The organism is Psychromonas saccharinae (assembly GCF_051201515.1).
In the GTDB taxonomy this organism is placed as follows: Bacteria; Pseudomonadota; Gammaproteobacteria; order Enterobacterales; family Psychromonadaceae; genus Psychromonas.
In genome coordinates this window covers 1,051,675-1,069,053 of record NZ_CP195153.1, presented here as the reverse complement: position 1 = coordinate 1,069,053, position 17,379 = coordinate 1,051,675, and the positions used below count along the sequence as shown (strand labels likewise).

Annotated in this window: 14 protein-coding genes and 5 tRNA genes; 13 read left to right on the top strand and 6 right to left on the bottom strand. The window is 37.1% G+C overall.

Annotated elements, in window-relative coordinates; genetic code table 11:
- The first annotated feature begins 233 nt into the window (after positions 1–233).
- The 5 genes from ACR30L_RS04830 to ACR30L_RS04810 all read left to right on the top strand — a co-directional run bounded on the left by ACR30L_RS04830 (position 234) and on the right by ACR30L_RS04810 (position 954).
- Positions 234–310, top strand: a tRNA-Met gene (locus ACR30L_RS04830).
- A 17-nt stretch (positions 311–327) separates the two neighbouring features.
- Positions 328–412 (top strand) — tRNA-Leu (locus ACR30L_RS04825).
- Between the two features lie 53 nt (positions 413–465).
- A tRNA-Gln gene (locus tag ACR30L_RS04820) sits at positions 466–540 on the top strand.
- Between the two features lie 247 nt (positions 541–787).
- A tRNA-Gln gene (locus tag ACR30L_RS04815) sits at positions 788–862 on the top strand.
- Between the two features lie 7 nt (positions 863–869).
- A tRNA-Leu gene (locus tag ACR30L_RS04810) sits at positions 870–954 on the top strand.
- Between the two features lie 373 nt (positions 955–1,327).
- On the opposite strand, the gene ACR30L_RS04805 is transcribed toward ACR30L_RS04810, so the two are convergent.
- Positions 1,328–2,299 carry an IS30 family transposase gene (locus tag ACR30L_RS04805; protein WP_435234365.1) on the bottom strand — a complete coding sequence of 324 codons (972 nt, stop codon included), beginning with the start codon at positions 2,297–2,299 and terminating at the stop codon, positions 1,328–1,330.
- A gap of 343 nt (positions 2,300–2,642) precedes the next feature.
- Between ACR30L_RS04805 and ACR30L_RS04800 the strand changes: the two genes are divergently transcribed.
- From ACR30L_RS04800 to ACR30L_RS04790, 3 genes are read left to right on the top strand one after another with little or no spacing between them, the layout of a single operon-like run.
- On the top strand, positions 2,643–3,290 hold the full coding sequence (locus ACR30L_RS04800; RefSeq protein ID WP_435236904.1) for an isochorismatase family protein: 648 nt from the start codon (positions 2,643–2,645) through the stop codon (positions 3,288–3,290).
- Positions 3,287–4,498, top strand: a complete 1,212-nt coding sequence (gene pncB, locus ACR30L_RS04795; protein ID WP_435236903.1) for a nicotinate phosphoribosyltransferase — start codon at positions 3,287–3,289, stop codon at positions 4,496–4,498. The genes ACR30L_RS04800 and pncB overlap by 4 nt, the downstream gene beginning before the upstream one ends.
- 9 nt (positions 4,499–4,507) lie before the next feature.
- A complete protein-coding gene (locus ACR30L_RS04790; RefSeq protein ID WP_435236902.1) occupies positions 4,508–5,299 on the top strand; it encodes a class I SAM-dependent methyltransferase in 792 nt (263 codons plus the stop codon).
- 112 nt (positions 5,300–5,411) lie between these two features.
- On the opposite strand, the gene ACR30L_RS04785 is transcribed toward ACR30L_RS04790, so the two are convergent.
- The 3 genes from ACR30L_RS04785 to norV form a co-directional block, all read right to left on the bottom strand.
- Positions 5,412–5,756: a DUF1971 domain-containing protein gene (locus tag ACR30L_RS04785; protein ID WP_435237869.1), complete on the bottom strand. Its 345-nt coding sequence runs from the start codon at positions 5,754–5,756 to the stop codon at positions 5,412–5,414.
- Positions 5,757–5,881: 125 nt separating this feature from the next.
- Positions 5,882–7,027: an NADH:flavorubredoxin reductase NorW gene (norW, locus tag ACR30L_RS04780; RefSeq protein ID WP_435236901.1), complete on the bottom strand. Its 1,146-nt coding sequence runs from the start codon at positions 7,025–7,027 to the stop codon at positions 5,882–5,884.
- Entirely contained in the window at positions 7,024–8,523 is a 1,500-nt protein-coding gene (gene norV / locus ACR30L_RS04775) for an anaerobic nitric oxide reductase flavorubredoxin (protein ID WP_435236900.1), read from the bottom strand. The genes norW and norV overlap by 4 nt, the downstream gene beginning before the upstream one ends.
- Before the next feature lie 204 nt (positions 8,524–8,727).
- Here norV and norR point away from each other — a divergent pair, with 204 nt between their 5' ends.
- A complete protein-coding gene (gene norR, locus ACR30L_RS04770) occupies positions 8,728–10,263 on the top strand; it encodes a nitric oxide reductase transcriptional regulator NorR (protein ID WP_435236899.1) in 1,536 nt (511 codons plus the stop codon).
- Positions 10,264–10,378: 115 nt separating this feature from the next.
- A complete protein-coding gene (locus ACR30L_RS04765) occupies positions 10,379–11,299 on the top strand; it encodes a chemotaxis protein (RefSeq protein WP_435236898.1) in 921 nt (306 codons plus the stop codon).
- Between the two features lie 22 nt (positions 11,300–11,321).
- On the opposite strand, the gene ACR30L_RS04760 is transcribed toward ACR30L_RS04765, so the two are convergent.
- Positions 11,322–13,940, bottom strand: a complete 2,619-nt coding sequence (locus ACR30L_RS04760; RefSeq protein ID WP_435236897.1) for a diguanylate cyclase — start codon at positions 13,938–13,940, stop codon at positions 11,322–11,324.
- A gap of 178 nt (positions 13,941–14,118) precedes the next feature.
- On the bottom strand, positions 14,119–15,225 hold the full coding sequence (locus ACR30L_RS04755; protein ID WP_435236896.1) for a GGDEF domain-containing protein: 1,107 nt from the start codon (positions 15,223–15,225) through the stop codon (positions 14,119–14,121).
- Positions 15,226–15,351: 126 nt separating this feature from the next.
- On the opposite strand from ACR30L_RS04755, the gene ACR30L_RS04750 reads away from it, so the two are divergent.
- From ACR30L_RS04750 to ACR30L_RS04740, 3 genes are all read left to right on the top strand, one after another.
- Positions 15,352–16,011, top strand: coding sequence for a glutathione S-transferase (locus ACR30L_RS04750; protein ID WP_435236895.1), 660 nt, complete (start codon positions 15,352–15,354; stop codon positions 16,009–16,011).
- Between the two features lie 88 nt (positions 16,012–16,099).
- Entirely contained in the window at positions 16,100–16,627 is a 528-nt protein-coding gene (locus tag ACR30L_RS04745; RefSeq protein ID WP_435236894.1) for a cytochrome b, read from the top strand.
- A gap of 26 nt (positions 16,628–16,653) precedes the next feature.
- A complete protein-coding gene (locus ACR30L_RS04740; protein ID WP_435236893.1) occupies positions 16,654–17,223 on the top strand; it encodes a YceI family protein in 570 nt (189 codons plus the stop codon).
- Positions 17,224–17,379 lie beyond the last annotated feature (156 nt).

Genomic DNA, 17,379 nt, shown 5'->3' with positions numbered 1-17,379 from the left:
CTTTATTCAAACTTACTGATTAAGAACTTAAATAGTTTTATTATTTTTTTACAGCAAAACAGTTCATATTTGTTTAAAATAAAGTCGATATGCGCAGCATTTAGGCGAAAGGCATAAAAATTACTTTTTTTAATAAAAAATAGTTGACGACAATCACCGATATCAGCATAATGCGCACCATCGAAACGACGGGCTGTTTACAAAACGAAGTTTAGATTACAAAGTAAATACATGGCTACATAGCTCAGCTGGTTAGAGCACATCACTCATAATGATGGGGTCCCAAGTTCAAATCTCGGTGTAGCCACCATTTACTTACAATTACGTGCGGAAGTGGCGGAATTGGTAGACGCGCTAGATTTAGGTTCTAGTATCGTAAGGTGTGAGAGTTCAAGTCTCTCTTTCCGCACCATTCTTTCTTAGAGAAAGAATTACCATAGAGCATTAACTCTTAAAAATTATATTTGGGATATCGCCAAGCGGTAAGGCACCGGGTTTTGATCTCGGCATTCAGAGGTTCAAATCCTCTTATCCCAGCCACATTCTCTGATTTGTTTTTTAACAAATGAGTATCTTGAAGAAGACTAAACTTATAACTGGGATATCGCGATTCGGTAAGCACTGAATATTTTGTGATTTCGGCATTTAGAATGCAGCCAGAAAAAGAGAAACAATCTCTTAAAAATAACAACTGGGATATCGCCATTCGGTAAGCACTGAATATTTTGTGATTTCAGCATTTAGAATGCACCCAGAAAAAGAGAAACAATCTCTTAAAAATAACAACTGGGATATCGCCAAGCGGTAAGGCACCGGGTTTTGATCTCGGCATTCAGAGGTTCAAATCCTCTTATCCCAGCCACATTTTTGCGGAAGTGGCGGAATTGGTAGACGCGCTAGATTTAGGTTCTAGTATCGTAAGGTGTGAGAGTTCAAGTCTCTCCTTCCGCACCATTCTTTCCTTAGAGAAAGAAATAAAACAACCAGCTTATTGCTGGTTTTTTTATACCTGAAATTTAACAAATGGAGCTCAGCCCGGATTTAGATTCAACTATTTTTCTATTTCTTAATTTAAAGCATTAGTAACCCACTAGAATTAGGTTCAACTATTCCCAAAGAAAGCGCAAGGCGTGAGAGTTCAAATATCTCCTTCCGCACCATTCTTTCTTCGAGAAAGAAATAAAACAACCAGCTTATTGCTGGTTTTTTATACCTAAAATTTATAAATTAATATCCACTTAACATTATTCTATACAGGGTATTAATACTAATCGTCATAATTAACATCAACTTTCACCCGCAGATTCAACTCTGAAGTGCATAACCACTAAGCAGCTATAGCTGCCATGTGTTCAGCCATTAATTTGGCTGGTAGTTTGTAATTTAGCTTTTTCCTTGGTCTATCATTCAGTTGCACTATTACATCTTCAACTTCTGATTGCGATACTTTTTTAAAGTCTGTTGCTTTTGGCCAGTATTGTCGTAATAACCCATTCGTGTTTTCATTCAAACCTCGTTGCCACGAACAATAAGGATCTGCAAAATAAACACCACAGTCTAAGTATTCACTCATCATTTCATGGTAAGCAAACTCTTTACCATTATCTGCTGTGATCGTATGTACGGCTTTTTTATAAGGTTGTAATAAAGCAATCGTCGCAGCGGTGACTGATTTAGCTGATTTGTCGTCAACACGCATAGAGACTGTAAAGCTAGTTTTCCGCTCAACGATAGTCACTAATGCACCACTGTGGCCTTTACCGATGACTAAATCTATTTCCCAATCCCCAATTCTGCTTTTATTATCAATAACCGTTGGGCGTTCATCAATGCTGACTCGGTTTTTGATAAAGCCGCGACCTGCCTGTTTATCCTTACTACGGGATTGGTAAGCCTTGCCTTTTCTACGCAGATGTTGAAATAATTGACCACCACGTTTCTTATCAGCCCAAACATGTAGATAAATTGTTTCATGGCTAATTAGAATGCGGTGTACTTCTTTTAACCAGCCTGATATTTGCTCAGGACTCCATTTCATATAAATCTTTGAATCAATTAATGCAATGAGGTTACTCGTCATTTTAATGGCCTTACGTGAATGTAAGCGGCGCTCCTGAGCAAGGGATTGGGCTTGTTTAATGCGATAACCTCGCTTTCCTGTATTACGAGAAAGCTCTCGACTGATAGTTGATTGACTCACTTTTAATTGCAGTGCAATTTTATTTTGGCTTATTCCTATTTTCTTTAATGCATAAATCTGGCATCTTAGCTCATAGGTCAGTTGATTATATGTTTTCATTGTTGCATCTCTTGCCGGAGAAAAGCGATTAGCATATATTCAGCTGACCACTTTTTCTACCTATTCAAGTTATGCACTTACTATTTGAATCTAAGACCTATAAATCCCCTATTTTCCGGCGCAAAATTCAGTTCACATATTGAATACAAATGATGTAAATTCAAAGAATCTTCTACAAACAAAATATACACCCCGTTAATTCCTATTTTTTATACTTAAAATTAATCCAATAACGCATCTATTTATCGCTTATTCTTTTAGTATTATTTCGCTATTGTTTGAACTGTTGTATCAGTATCTATATGATTAACGAATTTTTATCCCGTATAAATCGGAGAGGACTATGATTAAAATCAATAAGTCTATAACGGCAAGTTTTGATGTTGATCCCCAATGTGGTTTTACTTTTATCTGTCCTGATGAATTACCAATTCACGAAGGTGATCAGATAGCTGATGAACTCAATGCGCAGGCACAATTTACTTGTTATCGATTAGTCAGCAAAGATTGTCATCCAACGTCAGCACCATGGATTGCAAACACACCACAAGAAGTCATGACACCGGTTGAAGGTGAACACCCCAATCTCGATATAAAATGGCCTGCACATTGTGTTATCGGCACAAAAGGAAATGAATTAATTCCAGGATTACCCGATGAAGCAAGTTATGATTTAGTCATTGAAAAAGGGACCGATCCTCTCAAACATCCCTACGGTGCTTGTTTTCATGATCTTGCTGAAAAAGAAAGCACGGGGGCCATTGAGTGGTTACAGAACAAAAAAATAAAAACAATCATCGTAGGCGGACTCGCTACAGATTACTGTGTAAAAACAACCGTATTACAACTTTGCCGCGCAGGATTTAAGGTCATAATAAACCTTGCAGCATGCCGTGGCGTTGCACCAGAGACAACTCAAAAAGCCTGCCAAGAACTAACTGCAGCAGGTGCTGAATTAATAACCAATAATAACGAATTGGAATTACTATGAAAGTTAAAGCTTGGCTAATTGATAGCTTAATGGATACTGATTTTTACAAAATAACCATGCTACAGGCATATTATCACTCAGCTGAATTTCGTACTGTCGATGTTGAATGGAAATTTACTTGCCGCAACCGAAATGGTTTAAATTTAACGCCATTAATTCCAGAAATACAGCGTCAACTTAAACATATCTGTACACTTCATTTCACTGATCAAGAACTTGAATATCTCGGTGAACTTCCCTATATCACACCTGACTTTATTGAATTTCTACGTATTTTTAGATTGAATATGCGCTATGTAAAACTAGAACCCAAGGGCGAAGATCTTAATTTACGTTTTCATGGGCCACTCGTTCACGTCACACTGTTTGAAATATATACCCTAGCCATTATCAGTGAACTGCATACCGAACTAAATTGCGATGGTTTTGATATCGCATTAGCACGTGAAAAATTAACCTCTAAAATTGCATTAATCAAAGATGATAAAGAGCTTTCTAACTTACATTTCGCTGACTTTGGTACACGCAGAAGAGCAACAAAAGCATGGCAAAAAGAAGTATTAGAAACCGTTCATCAACAATTACCACGCTGCTTTTCTGGGACCAGTAACTTACACTTTGCCCACACATTAGGGTTACCGCCTATTGGAACAATGGCCCATGAATGGTTTCAAAGCTGGCAAGCTGTTACACGTTTAGTCGATGCACAAAAAGCCGCACTTGAAGGTTGGGTTCAAGAATATCGTGGCCGTTTGGGTATTACCGTAACAGATTGTTATTCCATGGACTCTTTTATCCGCGATTTTTCAGACCCTTACTTTGGTAAACTTTATGACGGTTTACGTCACGATAGTGGCTGTCCATTTGAGTGGGGAGAAAAAGCCATAAAGATGTATCAAGATATGAATATTGACCCGCTAAGCAAAACATTAATATTCAGCGATTCATTAAATTTCCCGCGCATGCTTGAAATTTGGAAGCGTTTTAATAAACGCATCAAAATATCCTTCGGCATCGGCACTAATCTAATGAATGATGTGGGGAATGTTCCTTTAAACATTGTGATTAAAATGGTATCTGCCAATGGCCGTCCTGTTGCTAAAATATCCGATGAGCCAGGTAAAAGCATGTGCGAAGACCTAAGCTATTTACAATATTTAGCAACATTGTATGGCATTGACCCAAGCACCGTTAAAATATCAGAATAAATAACGATTATGATCATTAATAAAAATTGGCGAATATTAACCGTTGGCGATGGTGACTTATCGTTTTCCGATGCATTGATAAAACACCATGCTCCCGCTTCCTTAACGGCAACCGTGTATGATTCATTAGCCACTCTATCGGATAAATATAATGATCATTTTTACCAATCATTAAAAAAACAAAATGTGCAGGTTCTCTTTGAATTTGATATTTGTAATGAAAGCAGTTGGAAAAATTTAACCAAACAGAGTTTCGACGTGGTTATTTTTCAATTTCCATTACTCCCTGCCTTTAAATCATTTAACGAATTTCAGCAAAAGTGCTCAACGGTTAATACTAATACGCTTAATCGTCGATTATTACGCCAATTCTTACTTAATTCATCTAATCATTTCCTTGATCCCAATGGACAACAGCTCTGTTACATCACTTCTAAAGATGTCGCTCCTTATCGTCAATGGAATATTGAAAACTCACTTCATCTTTATACCGATATTAACTATCTGGGCTCCACTCCCTTCGATATAAACCAGTTTCCCGGTTATCAAGTGCGAAATGTCGATCGCGATAAGCATGTAAAAGATACCAATGGTATAACCTACGTATGGAGTAAACGACAACAGCATCCAATGAAAGAAAAACTACAACAGCCGAAATATCAAGGTGATAATTACTGTACAGCTTGTCGAACAGGCCCTTTTACAGCCGAAAAAGATGAGATAAAACATCAACATTCCAATCGACATCTACAAATGATGAAATTCGAACAATTATGGATGGAAGAGTTAAAAAGAAAGTAACATCAAGATGCAAGGTAATCATCTTGATGTTCTTATTATAATGGCTAATCAATGTACATTGTTAATACTAGCGGGCACAAAGAGCATTAAACTAATTCCAATAACTCTCTATTTAATTAACGGCGTTGGTATTAAACATCGGTTGGCCCGCTTTATCCTTATCTGACCAAAAATTCAGATTAAACTGGGCATCGTCACTTAACTCAATTCGATGCCAATATTGCGGCGGACTAGTTGCAAACTGTCCCGCTTTAATAACCACTTTTACTTCTGGTTCCGTTGCTTCACTATCTGCGAAACCATAATACGTAACCACACCTTCCATTACACACAACTGGCCAAAAACACCTTCTGCTGTATTATGATGTGTTAACAGTGCTTGAGGCACAGTCTTTGTGGTAAAAAAGGGTGTTGAACGTTGAATTTTCCAATCAACAGGAATACGTTGATGACTCATCATGTTTCTCCTATTTTAACTATATTTTCGATTTAATTTAATATTGATACATTTCTTCCGGTTATCAATCAGGATGTATTAACAGAGCCCTGTTTTTTTACACCTTGAACAACAATGGGTATATCTTAAAGCGTGGCCGGTAATCCCCTAAGCAATGGAAAAGCATGCTTCATATGCCCTTCTGCTACGGTAAATCCAACCAAATTTTTACTATCATCGTAAGCTTTGACTGAGCAGCCTTGCGAGTCTATATCGACTTTCCAAGATGTTGCTCCATTGACATTACTTCCTCCCAATTGAATAGGCATATGCGGTGTTTTCACTTTCACTAACATTGCAGGTAACTTTAAGTCTGTTGGTTGCCCTAATAAGGTTTTAGCCAATGCATTTGCACTTAACATAATAGGTTGTAGATATGACATAACAGTGCCATTTATCTCTACACAATCGCCCAATCCATACACATTATTAACCGAAGTCTGTAACTGAGAGTTGACCACGATGCCTTTATTTACTGTAATACCGGATTTTTTTGCTAATGCTATATTTGCTTTTAAACCAGCAGCAGAAATAACACAATCAACATACTGTTGTTTACCTGAACTAAGCGTAACTAAAATACCTGTTTCACAATTCTCTAAGGCAGTCACCGTTGTTTTTAATTCGAACATGACTCCCAATTCAACCATTTTATGACGCAACTGATACGCAACATAATCTGGAAGCATACTTGCTATCACTTCCATGCTCGGATCAACCACTAAAACTTGTTTGCCACTACTCATTAAATCCATGGCAATCTCCGTACCAATAAGCCCTGCACCGATAATCAATACACGCTTAGCATCTTGTATTTGTGGGTGCGCGACTTCAAATTCTCGTAAGCTATTTAAGGTCAATACCTTTTTAGTTGCATCCCCTAACATCGGAGGAATAAAGGCATGTGCCCCTGTTGCTAAAACCAGTTTTGAATAAGGATAAGCAATACCTTCAACTGAAATTTCTTGATTATCACAATCAATGCTTTCAACTAGCGAAAATGGATGTAAATCGATATTATTAACGGTTGCAAACGCTTCTCCTGACATACGGATCAAATCTTGACTATTTTGCTGATTCGTAAACACGTGGCTTAAATCTGGTTTATTATAGTCATGGCCCTCATCAAGGGTAAAAACAGAAATTGCAATATTTTGGTCGGTACGCCTGATTGTTTTAATTAATTGGTAGGCACCGAAACCACTACCAATAATGACAATGGGCGCGCTCATGATGCTTTACTCTGTGCTACAGGAATAAAAACGTCCTTTCCTAGTCCACATTCAGGACAAAGAAAAAATTCAGGGACTTCATTCCACGGCGTTCCCGGTGCAACATCTTGATTAGGCTCACCAAGAACAGGTTCATAAACCCAATTGCACACGGTACATAACATATTTTGATCTTCTGCAACTTGGGTCGTTTCAATGGCAGACGTTGCCGCGACAGGCTCAGTACTATTAACGGAGGATGCTACTTTACCATTCTGTGCCACTGATTTAGTCGTAATAGATTGAATATTACTAATATCATGCAATGCCCATTTTTTTGCAATTTCTCGACCATGCTCACGGCATTCGTTCATCGCTTTTCCATCAGGTCGCCATTTTGTTTTTAAACTAACAACCGTTTCAAAACCAGCATCCATTAAGCGTGTATTAATTCGGTCAACCGCCCCACCGTTCCAACCATAACTACCAAATGCACCTGCTTTTTTTGCTTTAAAACGCAATCCAGTTATTTCTTCTAACATCGCAGCTATCTGAGGCATCATGACATTATTCATGCTTGGAGAGCCGACTAATATGCCCTTTGAACGGAAAACATGAGATAAAATTTCGTTTTTGTCCTGACGAGAAACATTGAATACTTTCACTGCAACAACAGGATCAATATCATGTATTCCCTGTGCAATAGCATCCGCCATCATGCGTGTATTATTCGACATAGAATCATAAAAAATAGTAATTCTATCTTCTTGATAATTATCAGCCCACTCTAAATATTGATGAATAATTTGGGTCGGATCATCACGCCAAATAACGCCATGGGCAGTTGCGATCATATCAACCGGTAAATTAAAACTAAGTACCTCTTTAATTTTAGCCGTTACAAGTGCACTAAAAGGCGTCAATATATTTGCGTAATAACGTAAACACTGTTCTTTTAATTCATGTTGGTCGACTTCATCATTAAATAAATGTTCATCACAATAATGTTGACCAAATGCATCATTACTAAACAACACTGCATCATTGGTAAGGTAAGTCATCATGCTATCTGGCCAATGTAACATAGGAGTTTCTACAAAAACTAACTGCTTGCCATTACCAATATCAAGTGTGTCACCGGTTTTTACAATATTAAAGTGCCATTCTGAATGATGGTGCTGGCCGGTAATTGAATCAATTGCATTTTCTGTACAGTAAATAGGCGTATTAGGGATTTTAGCCATCAATGCTGGCAAGGCACCGGAATGATCTTCTTCGGCGTGATTAATGACAATATAATCTATTATATTAAGGTCAATATCTGCTTCTAGGTTTTGAACAAATTGCAAGCTGAAGCGATGATCAACAGTATCAATTAATACATTTTTTTCTTCACGAATTAAATAACTATTATAACTCGTCCCCTTAGTTAATTTAAATTCCATGCCATGAAAATTTTCAACTTCCCAATCACGTTGTCCAACCCAATGAATATTGTTTTTAATATGAATAGTCATACTTGTTCCTATAAAATGATAAAAATAATTAAAAGTTATTATCTCTATAGCAAACTACGAGCCAAAAATTAAATGATTGATTACAAAGGACAAATAAACAAACCCAGATAGTAAATGTCATTTAGACACTATATTTTTATTGTTATTTAAACACCGAGAGTGTCATAATAACAATTATAAATTCAAAACGAAGCCATCGTTAATATGAACAGCAAATATAAAGCATTCACACAATTAGCCATCGACCTAACCACCAGTGTTTCAGGCCAAGATCGATTTGAACAACTCCTTTTTACTATCCGTAATTTATTCAATTGTGATGCCTCTGCATTATTGGCTTTCCAACATCAACAGTTCGCCCCACTAGCGATTGATGGTCTTTATGATGATGTTTTAGGTCGACGCTTTAATATTCAAGAACACCCAAGATTAGAAGCAATTGCACGGGCGGGCGATGTCGTTCGTTTCCCTTCAGATAGTCAATTACCCGACCCCTACGATGGGCTAATTCCAAACCATGAAGGCGAATTGAATATTCATTCCTGTATCGGCTTACCACTACTTGCCAATAACCACCTTATTGGCGCACTAACCATTGATGCATTCAACCCAGAACAATTTGAACAGTTTAGCGATGATGATCTACGTATTATTAGTGCGCTTGTGGCGGCGAGCCTTCATACTTCGTTATTAATGGAAAAACTCGAAAATCAGGTGGGTATTTTTAACCATGAAGAAAACCTCGATTCTCTTGTTTACCAGCCAACCGAAATGATCGGACAATCTCAAGGGATTATCGAATTACAATCGCATATTAGTGCCGTTGCAGATACTGATTTATCTGTTTTAATCACTGGTGAAACAGGGGTGGGTAAAGAATTAGTCGCCTCGGCACTTCATAAACAATCAGCACGTAGTGAAAATAATTTAATCTATTTGAACTGTGCAGCGTTGCCTGAATCTGTGGCTGAAAGTGAATTATTTGGTCATGTCAAAGGCGCATTTACAGGTGCAATTAGTGATCGCAAGGGTAAGTTTGAACTGGCCAATAACAGCACACTCTTCTTAGATGAAGTCGGCGAATTGCCACTCTCATTGCAAGCAAAATTATTACGCGCCCTGCAATACGGTGATATCCAACGTGTTGGTGATGAAAAAAGTTTAAAAGTGAATACGCGTATCGTTGCTGCGACAAATAGAGCATTACATGAAGAGGTCAAAGCAGGACGATTTCGTGCTGACCTGTATCATCGCTTAAACGTATTTCCAGTACACGTTCCACCATTACGTGAGCGAGATAATGATGTTGTCTTATTATCGGGATTCTTTGCCGAGCGCTGCCGCGCAAAATTAGGCTTTGATAATATTAGTATAGAACCAGAAGCGATCGGGCTTATTCAACATTATGACTGGCCTGGCAATGTCCGAGAATTAGAACATGCAATCAACCGTGCAGCCGTCATTGCTAAATCACAGGCAATTGACTCCTTTCTTCTTTTACAAAAAAAACATTTTCAGCTCAATATTGATGATTCTCAAACACAATCACCCACACTATCATCTAATGAACCCACTTCAACCATTAAAACAGGGTTACGAGAAGCCACGGATAAATTTCAATCGGGTGTTATTCAACAAGCTTATAAAGAAAATGGCAATAATTGGGCGACAACGGCAAAACGCCTAAAACTTGATCCAGGCAATCTCCACCGATTAGCTAAGCGACTTAACCTTAAGTAAAGTATAATTGTCTTTCACCTTTAAGATATTCATATTACGTGTTGCTGATTTTTACATCTTGAATAGCAATGCGTATAATCACAACTAGGGCATTTATTTTCCATAGGATTTAAACATGCAATCAACATCCAGCCAATCACAGGGATTACTGCTTTTTAAATTGTCACTGCGCCAAGATTTTGCATTAGGCACATTAAAAATACAGGAAATAGTGCCTTACCACCCCTTAACAAAACTGCCCAATGCGGATCCGAATATACTCGGCACGACCAGTATTCGAGGGCAAGTGTTATCGATAATTGATATGGCGGCGGCTGTAGGCTACCCACCAATTACTGAAGAAGAAAAAGAAAACTGCGTTATTATTATTACCGACTGTAGCCGTATGTTTGTCGGTTTTTTAGTTAGAAAAATTGAACGTATTATTGAATGTGATTGGAAGAAAATTGAACCACCACCAAAGTCCTTAGGCAACAAAACCTACATTACAGGGATCACTCATTTTGAAGAACAATTGGTGCAATTATTAGATGTTGAGTTATTGCTTGCACAAATATTTCCCGATGAAGATCAACAAACAGTTGATATTAATGGCATTCAAAAGGGCTTATTACAAAATTCACATATTCTTTTAGTTGATGACTCAGCCGTAGCACGACGCCAACTAGAGACAGCCTTAACCAAAATAGATGTTCCCTTTAAGGTATGTAAAAATGGGAATGATGCATTAGATGTAATGAAAGAATATGCGGCAAAAGATAATCCCATTGATGTCTTAGTGTGCGATATCGAAATGCCCGGAATTGATGGGTATGAATTAACCTTTGAAGTCCGTAGTCTGCCTGAACTCGCTAAGGCATATATTATTTTACATACTTCGCTATCAAGTGAAATTAGTGTCGATCGTGCCAAGCAAGTCGGTGCCGATGACGCATTAACGAAATTTGATGCTTATGAGTTAATTAATGCAATGCTCCGAGGGGCTAAAAAACACCAAACCGAAAGTAATACAAAAAAAGAGAAGACTAAAAAATAATGACATGCTTAACATGCCAATATCACGCTTCAATTAGTTGACGATAACTAATTACCTGATTCCTGCCATTTTGCTTCGCGTAATACAAAGCTTTATCGGCAGCCACTAACCATTGATTTGCAGAACGAATATCGCTGTTATATAAACCACAAACACCAATACTTATCGTTATATGCATATTAATAGCAACGGATTGAAATGGTTGCGTATAACTAATCACTGATTTTTCTATTACTTTACATAGTTTCTCGGCAAGCATCGACGCGCCAATTTCATCACAAGATGGCGTTATAATTAAAAACTCCTCACCACCTAAACGCCCCAAGAAATCCATTTCACGCAGTTCTTTTGATAATAAATCCGATATTCTTTTCAGAGCAAAATCCCCTGCATCATGGCCCCATTGATCGTTTACATTTTTAAAATAATCGATATCTAAAATTAAAATTGCGGAAGGATCTTGATAACGAACATATCGTAGCCATTCACGCTCTAACTGATCCATTAATGCGCGACGATTCGCAAGCTTTGTTAATTCATCGGTTTGAGCTTGTCGTGACAACTTATCTTCTAATTCTTTTTGTGCGCTAATATCTTGAAAGAAGCCAAGTACAGACGTCACCTTGCCTTTTTCAAATTGCGGCGTACCAACAGTGCGTAACCACTTTATTGTTAATTCATTCGATTCAATCAACTTAGCTTGAAAGTCATAACCAACACCATTCCTAATCGCATTTTCAAATAACTCTACGCCTTCCAATCTTTCGGGCAAATCGTAAAAATTTACAATATCCGAAAATAAAATAGTCTCTTTACCAATAATAGAAGTAATAATATGACGGAACCTATCGCTCGTAATTTGAAATTCGCCTTTATTCACATCGTATAAAAATCCAGAAAACGAAGCGATTTCTCCAGCCGTTGTCATAATAGTGCTTAACTGCTCTGAGTATCGTTCAGCCTCTTTTTGCTGTGAAAGATCTTTACCAATAAGTAAGTAACCAGCAATCGTTTTAGACTTGTCTAAAATAGCCGTCACCGACAGTGCAACAGGAAATGTATCTCCATTTTGAGTAACATAAGTCCACTCCTGCTCATCGACGCCCCCATGACACAGTTTAGCAATCAATGATGAAAATCCAGGCGAGATAGAACGGTTTAGTTGCCCTTCTAACACCTTGGTATATTCACAAACCTCTTCTTGTAAATGAAAAATTAAAGGTGTTTGGCAACCGATCACCTCATCACTTGAATACCCTAATAATTTTTCCGCAATATGATTAAAATGGGTAATAGTCCCGTCGGGTTTAGTCGCAATAATCGTAAAATTTGCCGAGTCGAGAATAGTTTCTTGGAGCGCAATGATGTTATCTAAATGAAGTTTTTGTTGGATCGCAACAGATATATCCTGGCAACTCCCGACAAACCAATTCCCCTGTCGCTGGGCAACAAAATGTAGCCAACTATTTTTGTCCTTTAACATCGAAACGGTTATATCTAATTTTTTATTACTTGGTAAAGATAAATACGCTTGTTTTAATAATCCATAATCTTTTTCAGTGAGTATTTGTTGTAAATACGACCAACTCATCGCTTTATTAGTTGGAATCCCCAGTATTTCTTTAAAATTAACAGAACAACTCCACTCTTCATTTTGAAGGTGACATCGAAAACTGCCCATTTTAGCCAGTGTTTCCGCCTTATTTAACTGATGCTCAGTATCAACTTCATGGGTAATATCATAAAAAAGGCCAATATACCCCTCTATTTTACCAAGTGTATTTCTAATTGGAGAAATGGTTGATTCAACCCAAAATACTTCTTTATCTTTTTTCAAATGGCAGATTTTACCCTGCCAAATCTGGCCTTCTTGTAAACGGTGGAATAGATTATTAAATAAATTTGAAGAATTATAGGAACAATCAAAAATACGATAGTTTTGACCAATAACTTCATCAAGGTGATAGCCTGAAAGCGATAAAAAATTATCATTAATTTCGGTGATATTTCCTTCAACATCCATTGACGCAATTAAACTAAATCGGTTTAAACTATTATGTAATGCTTTTAGATTATCGGTTTTTTTATCGAGTTCTTTTGTTGTTCTTCGTAATTCTTTATATTGAGAAATTTTCTCTTCAGCAGCCATGGCGCGACCAAATTGATCAGCAAGAAGAGTCGCAAATAGCACATCATTTTCAGACCATTGAACGGGTTGATTAACCTGCTCACAACAAACAACCCCGACTGTTTTACCATTGATTCGAATCGGTGCATCGAGCATGGAGTAAATATTTAAGACATCCAAATACCCCTGTTTAAATTCAGAAGTCACCGAGTGAGAAGAAGCGTCATCGGCTTTAATTACAATTTCTTTATCAAGCGCAGAAAAATAAATAGGAAATTGTTTTCTATTTATTTCCATCGTTGTATCTTTAATTTGATGGAAATGATCGATCACTAAATGAGATTTCAGCATATCGCGTAGAATATCTTGATATAACCAGATCCCTGCCCGCTTAATTTCTAAACCAGAAATAAGGGCCGTCACAATCAACTCTCCCGCTTCCTCTAATTGCCCACCGTCAATCACAGGATTGGTCATGATTTTATTGATTAATTGATATTGAAGCGGTGTCAAATTAGTCATCCCTAGTATTCATGGAATTAAAGGTTACTTTATCAAAATCCAGTATAACAACTGTGAGCTAATATAAATAAAGGTAATGATAGATAAATAAAATAGAGAATTGAGATAACTTATTAGAAAAATACAGCGATTGAAAAGAATGACAGGAGTAAAATGATATAACCTGTATTTAGCAAATACATTTAACACAATTTTTCCCCGCTTCCTTCGCAAGATACAATCCTTGGTCTGCCATTTTAATTAAATCATGAAATTCTTGCATCCTTTGATTAGTAGAACCAATACCAATACTAATTGAAGACAAAGGTGCTTCATCTACTACCATGATCCGGGAGCTTGTTACTTTTTCGCACAAAATATTAGCAAGATGTTTTACTCCGATATAATTTGTGTTCTCACAAATTACCAAAAATTCATCGCCCCCCAACCGGCAAATAACATCGTCATTATGAATCGATTGTTGGAGTACTAATGTAATTTCAACTAATAATTTATCGCCGACATCATGGCCAAATCTATCATTAATTGTTTTGAAATTATCAATATCAATCATTAAACAGGAAAGTGTTTTTTGCTCTATTTTTGCAACGTTCCATAATTTTTCTAAATGAGACATGGCATAACGGCGATTAGGTAAGTTGGTTAATGCATCGGTAGTAGACAATTTTTTAAGGTGGGCATTCGCATCTTCTAATGCTTTCGTTCGCTCTGCAACTTTTATTTCTAAGGTTTTATTCAACAATGACAACTCTTGGTTACGATCTGATATCTGCCGAAAAAGATTGTTTAATGCACTCAATAACGCCCCCGTCGCATCATTGAAATCATCATTAAATAACACATAAGCCTGCTCGGGAGTATGGCCATTTTTAATCGCATTAATTTGCGCAGTCATATTTTTATCCATTCCAAGGGTATGATAGGCTAGCCAATGCATTAAAAAATTTAAAAACTCTTTTAACGACATGGGATTACTCAACGATATTTCACTATGCATAATCGTTAATTTAGACAAGAACTCTTGATGTACTCGATGATGTTGCATTAAAGATTGTTTAGCAATGCCTTCATTGGCCATCAGCAACTCTTCATCTTTAAAGTGATATTGTGTGTACCGATATAATTCACTAAAAATATTTTCGATTTTATCTTCGGATAAATTATCATCGGAAAGTAGTTCACTGAACTCATTAATCAATTCGACTAAATTGAAGTGTTGTTTATCAACAGTATCAATTCCAGTCATAAATGAGCTGTCCCAAATAAAAGCAGGCATAGTATTCCTTGATTTGTCTATCAGAATAGAAGCATTTCAATATTATACGCTTGGTTAATATATAAACACTAGCGTGTTAATCTGTACTGACTGTTAATTATCATCTTACTTGTTTAGGATCATATTATGACCAACATATTATACTCTTTCCGTCGCTGTCCCTATGCCATCCGTGCCCGTTTAGCTATTTCCTATAGTCAATATCAAGTCCAGCTTCGTGAAGTCGCTTTAAAAGATAAACCTCCCGAAATGCTTGCCATCTCCGCTAAAGGCTCGGTACCGGTTCTACAATTAAGTGATAAACAAATCATCGATGAAAGTCTCGATATTATGATTTGGGCTTTAGAAAAATCTGATCCTGATCATTGGCTAGCGCCCAGCTTAACGGAGATGTTATCGCTTATTGATGAAAATGACTTTGAATTCAAAACTTGGCTCGATAAATACAAATACGCGCCCAACAATACCCCCTCATTAATAGACAGTTACCGTGAAAAAGCAGAGGAGTTTTTATTTATATTAGAACAAAAACTGCTTCATCACCCTTATCTTTTTGGTGAAAAAATAAGTCTTGCAGATATCGCAATCTTTCCCTTTATCCGCCAATTTGCATCGGTAGACTTGAATAATTTTGAAAAAAGTGAATTTTCACGAGTGAAGAAATGGTTAAACCAATTTAAACATTCTGAACTATTTTTATCGGTGATGGACAAATACCCTACTTGGTCAACATCAGGAAAAGCGTATCGGTTCCCTGAGAGTATGACTAAAAAGGAAGATAGTTAATCAATACCGCGAAGAAATAGCTGGATTTTCATTACTTTGTGTTATTATTTCTTATGATAATAGTTATCATTATAAAGAGGTGGCGTGAATGACAAAACAAGTAACGCAATATAATAAATTAGCAAAACTACTTCATTGGAGTTCAGCGTTAATAATTATTGCCATGTTTGCCGTTGGTTGGTGGATGGTTGACCTTGATTACTATAGCCAATGGTATCAACTCGCTCCTCACTGGCATAAGTCAGTCGGATTATGCCTATTTGCCCTGACGATCCTCCGTTTAATTTGGAAGGCAACAACCAAAGCACCAGAGATTGAGGGCACACGAAAAGAAGTAAAAATAGCAAAATCAGTGCATCATTTGCTCTATACACTGCTTTTTTTAGTTTTTATTTCTGGTTATATGATTTCAACTGCCGATGGCCGTGATATTGACGTGTTTAATTGGTTTTCTATTCCTGGTTTTGGTGCTTTTTTTGAAAACCAAGAAGACATTGCCGGTAATATTCACTACTACTTAGCGTTAACCGTGATTGGCCTTGCTTGCTTGCATATTTTAGCGGCAATCAAACATCACGTTGTTAATAAAGATAATACATTAAAGAAAATGCTTTAAATTCATTACTCAATAAAGGTGTACCTATGAAAAAACTACTTTGTTCAGCAGCATTAACAACCATAATGTTATTACCCACACAACTATTTGCAGCCGATTACAAAATTGATACCGATGGTGCACACGCTTCCATTAACTTTAAAGTTAGCCACCTAGGCTACAGCTTTATTCAAGGGCGTTTTAATACATTTGAAGGCACCTTTAGTTTCGATCCGGCAAATATGGAAGCATCTAAAGTACAAGTCACGGTTAATACGCAAAGTTTAGATTCGAACCATGCGGAACGAGATAAACATTTTAAAGGCAGTAAATTTATTGATGCTGGAAAATTCTCTGAAGCAACATTCGTGAGCACCAAAGTATCCCCTATTAACAATGGAAAATTCACGATTACAGGTGATATGACACTTCATGGTGTCACGAAGCAAGTTGATATTAATGCTGCTGTTATTGGCTCTGGTGACGATCCTTGGGGTGGCTACCGAGCTGGTTTCGAAGGCACAACACGATTACAAGTTGCTGATTTTGGTATTCCCGTTGTAGGTGCTTCGAGTTATGTTGACTTAGACATTATTTTTGAAGGTATCCGTCAATAATCGCGAGTTGACATTTTATCCCCTAACTTTCCGTAAGGAACGGTCATTTTCCTCATGTCATAGAAAATGACTGATAAATGCATATTGATTGGGAATAGGGATAATAGCTTATACCAATTGTATTAAATATGTGATCTAAATTTTGCACTGGAAAAA

What these genes read in the sequence shown, in the direction of transcription:
- ACR30L_RS04800 (WP_435236904.1), top strand. Translation starts at nt 2,643, where the DNA reads ATGATTAAAATCAATAAGTCTATAACGGCAAGTTTTGATGTTGATCCC.
- ACR30L_RS04745 (WP_435236894.1), top strand. Translation starts at nt 16,100, where the DNA reads ATGACAAAACAAGTAACGCAATATAATAAATTAGCAAAACTACTTCAT.
- ACR30L_RS04755 (WP_435236896.1), bottom strand. Translation starts at nt 15,225, where the DNA reads ATGCCTGCTTTTATTTGGGACAGCTCATTTATGACTGGAATTGATACT.
- ACR30L_RS04805 (WP_435234365.1), bottom strand. Translation starts at nt 2,299, where the DNA reads ATGAAAACATATAATCAACTGACCTATGAGCTAAGATGCCAGATTTAT.
- ACR30L_RS04790 (WP_435236902.1), top strand. Translation starts at nt 4,508, where the DNA reads ATGATCATTAATAAAAATTGGCGAATATTAACCGTTGGCGATGGTGAC.
- pncB (WP_435236903.1), top strand. Translation starts at nt 3,287, where the DNA reads ATGAAAGTTAAAGCTTGGCTAATTGATAGCTTAATGGATACTGATTTT.
- ACR30L_RS04750 (WP_435236895.1), top strand. Translation starts at nt 15,352, where the DNA reads ATGACCAACATATTATACTCTTTCCGTCGCTGTCCCTATGCCATCCGT.
- norR (WP_435236899.1), top strand. Translation starts at nt 8,728, where the DNA reads ATGAACAGCAAATATAAAGCATTCACACAATTAGCCATCGACCTAACC.
- ACR30L_RS04740 (WP_435236893.1), top strand. Translation starts at nt 16,654, where the DNA reads ATGAAAAAACTACTTTGTTCAGCAGCATTAACAACCATAATGTTATTA.
- norV (WP_435236900.1), bottom strand. Translation starts at nt 8,523, where the DNA reads ATGACTATTCATATTAAAAACAATATTCATTGGGTTGGACAACGTGAT.
- ACR30L_RS04785 (WP_435237869.1), bottom strand. Translation starts at nt 5,756, where the DNA reads ATGAGTCATCAACGTATTCCTGTTGATTGGAAAATTCAACGTTCAACA.
- norW (WP_435236901.1), bottom strand. Translation starts at nt 7,027, where the DNA reads ATGAGCGCGCCCATTGTCATTATTGGTAGTGGTTTCGGTGCCTACCAA.
- ACR30L_RS04765 (WP_435236898.1), top strand. Translation starts at nt 10,379, where the DNA reads ATGCAATCAACATCCAGCCAATCACAGGGATTACTGCTTTTTAAATTG.